The organism is Vibrio sp. 10N.222.46.A1, from assembly GCF_041473595.1.
Lineage (GTDB): Bacteria > Pseudomonadota > Gammaproteobacteria > Enterobacterales > Vibrionaceae > Vibrio > Vibrio tasmaniensis_A.
Genome location: NZ_JBFRSN010000464.1, coordinates 1 through 2,768, shown reverse-complemented (window position 1 = coordinate 2,768; position 2,768 = coordinate 1). Strand labels below are relative to the sequence as shown.

Genomic DNA, 2,768 nt, shown 5'->3' with positions numbered 1-2,768 from the left:
GATAGAGATCGACGTGAAGAACTCAAGTACCGCAGAAGACAAGAAAGCGATTTTCAACACATCCATGGTGCGCGTTCTGAACACTTCAGATGCACCTTTAAGTACTTCTGTTTCAGCGTTGGTGCGATCAAATAGACGAATGGTTGTCATTGACTGCAAACGGTCGTAAAAGTGACCTGAAAGACGCTGCAGCGCTTTGAAGTTTTTACGGTTTGCATCGGCCGCTTTCATACCAACAAGTGCCATGAACATCGGCACCAGTGGAGCCGTAATCAAGAAGATCAGTCCTGCTGCCCAGTTTATTGGGAACACCACAACCAAAATAATGAATGGAATCATTACCGATAAAGACATCTGAGGAAGGTAACGAGAGAAGAAGTCTTGCATGTCTTCTACTTGTTCTAACAACAGCGTTGCCCACGTACCGGCAGGTTTACCTTTAATGTAAGCAGGGCCTAACTCACGTAATTTATCTAGGATGAGTTGCCTGATGTAGACGCGGATTTGTTCACCACAGCGATAACCTGCGATTTCACGTCCCCATGTACAGCCAGCACGGCCAACGACCGATAATGCCAAGCCTGCGAAATGACCAACCAGTTCAGATTTATCGACATTCTCGATGATCAGCTGGTGAAGAATAGAGGCGAGAAGAGCTGCTTGAGCAATTAAAAACACGCTTGAAAGTACGCCAAGGCTAATCGCAATCATAAGCCAGCGTTTCGCTAACTTACTCTGTTGCTTAAGCCACTTGTTCAAGCTGCGTTGTTTTTTCTTATCCATTATGAAGGCTTAATGATAATTATTATTTGTTGAGGGCGGCTAGTATACAAAAGAAAGCCCAGTGGATATACCACTGGGCTCTAGGGATTTACAACAAAATGTGATGACGCCCTGCATCTACTGAGGCGAGAGCACCGATAATCAAATCTGCAATCTCAGATTTACTTATCGTTAAGGCCATCTAGGAAGCGCTCAGCATCCAGTGCAGCCATACAACCTGTACCAGCAGAAGTGATTGCTTGGCGGTAGTTGTGGTCCATTACATCACCTGCAGCGAACACGCCTGGGATGCTGGTTTGTGTTGCGTTACCTTCAAGACCAGACTGTACGATGATGTAATCATCTTTCATGTCGACTTGGCCTTTGAAAATTTCAGTGTTTGGTTGGTGACCGATAGCAATGAATGCGCCCATTACTTCGATATCTTCCGTTTTGTCAGACTGAGTATCTTTAATGCGAACGCCAGTTACGCCCATATCGTCGCCTAGAACTTCGTCTAGCGTGCGATCAGTGTGAAGAACAATGTTGCCGTTCTCTACTTTGTCCATTAAACGTTTCACTAGGATCTTTTCAGCGCGGAACGTGTCACGACGGTGAACTAAGTGAACTTCAGACGCGATGTTAGACAGGTAAAGTGCTTCTTCAACAGCGGTGTTACCACCACCCACAACTGCAACTTTCTGGTTGCGGTAGAAGAAACCATCACACGTTGCACAAGCAGAAACGCCACGGCCTTTGAATGCTTCTTCAGAATCTAAACCTAGGTACTTAGCCGATGCACCCGTTGAGATGATCAATGCATCACACGTGTACTCGCCAGAATCGCCTTTAAGGCGGAAAGGGCGGTTTGATAGATCGACTTCGTTAATGTGGTCGAACAGGATCTCTGTTTCAAAGCGCTCTGCGTGCTCTTTCATGCGATCCATCAGTGCTGGACCCGTTAAACCTTCAGCATCACCCGGCCAGTTTTCCACTTCTGTTGTGGTTGTAAGCTGACCACCTTGCTGCATACCGGTAACCAGTACTGGGTTTAGGTTTGCACGAGCAGCGTAAACTGCAGCTGTATAGCCAGCAGGGCCAGAACCAAGAATCAATAAATTACAGTGCTTTACGTCGCTCATGAGGACTCCGAAATTGAAATTGTTTTTATTTATAATCGCTTAGGATTGTATGGAAAATATGGAGGCAATAAAAGGTTAAACAAGGGCTGAAGTGTAATTAATCGTTATAGTTTATTATTGTCAGCTCTGCTCGCACCAATACAACGGTGGTTTGACACCCAATGAGTCAGAAGATTGTTCTGGTTAAATTCTAAGATCGTAGTCAATATTAGTGGGCCACTACAGATATAGCCGTGACCACTGAAGTTGCTTGATTTTAGCCAAAATCAAGATCATGCTCGGTGACATGAAAATAACTCTATCCAATGAATAAAAAATTATGTTGATTAACCAACACGATACAACTCGCGATGGTATCAAAGCTGTATTCAATGCTAGTAACGGTTAGAGTCCTGAAGGAATTGCCGATGCACTGCTTACCCATGAAACAACGGTTAGACAGCATCTCAAAGACAATTCACTATCGAAGAAGCTCAAGCCTAAAAATGGTGGTTCAAGAAGTTACTTATCTGAGCAACAACCCCAAAGCTTGATTTGACACCTAACCGTGGGTACATATCATCATACGTAGAAGATTATTGCTCATGTTTTAACTGCTTATCGCGTGCAATATAGTGTTGTCGGGATGAATAAATGGTATCAGTTACAAAATGCCGAAAGGCGTGCCTCATAAGCTTGATGAAAATAAACAGAAAGCATTTATTGAGGCTTATGAAGTGCTCAAACCATCACCTTCAAGTTGATTTGACTGGTACTTCCACAAGTGGGGCTTGTGAAAGTACCAGTCAATATTGGTTACGGTTGTATTGGTGGAGGTGCTTGGAATAAATCATCAAGTGAATAGCGTTCAACAACTGTGACAAA

The 2,768-nt window shown here is 44.0% G+C and carries 3 protein-coding genes; 1 reads left to right on the top strand and 2 read right to left on the bottom strand.

What is annotated here, in order from left to right; translation table 11 throughout:
* The coding region (locus AB4496_RS14010) for an ABC transporter transmembrane domain-containing protein (RefSeq protein WP_372131185.1) at positions 1–783 on the bottom strand (783 nt) is incomplete at its 3' end.
* A 161-nt stretch (positions 784–944) separates the two neighbouring features.
* Entirely contained in the window at positions 945–1,904 is a 960-nt protein-coding gene (gene trxB, locus AB4496_RS14005; protein WP_004733400.1) for a thioredoxin-disulfide reductase, read from the bottom strand.
* Positions 1,905–2,554: 650 nt separating this feature from the next.
* Here trxB and AB4496_RS14000 point away from each other — a divergent pair.
* Complete coding sequence (locus AB4496_RS14000; RefSeq protein ID WP_232281805.1) at positions 2,555–2,647, top strand: winged helix-turn-helix domain-containing protein; 93 nt, start codon at positions 2,555–2,557, stop codon at positions 2,645–2,647.
* Positions 2,648–2,768: the final 121 nt, after the last annotated feature.

Bases quoted from the DNA above. Each gene is read 5' to 3' on its own strand.
- AB4496_RS14000 (WP_232281805.1), top strand. From the start codon at position 2,555: ATGCCGAAAGGCGTGCCTCATAAGCTTGATGAAAATAAACAGAAAGCA.
- trxB (WP_004733400.1), bottom strand. From the start codon at position 1,904: ATGAGCGACGTAAAGCACTGTAATTTATTGATTCTTGGTTCTGGCCCT.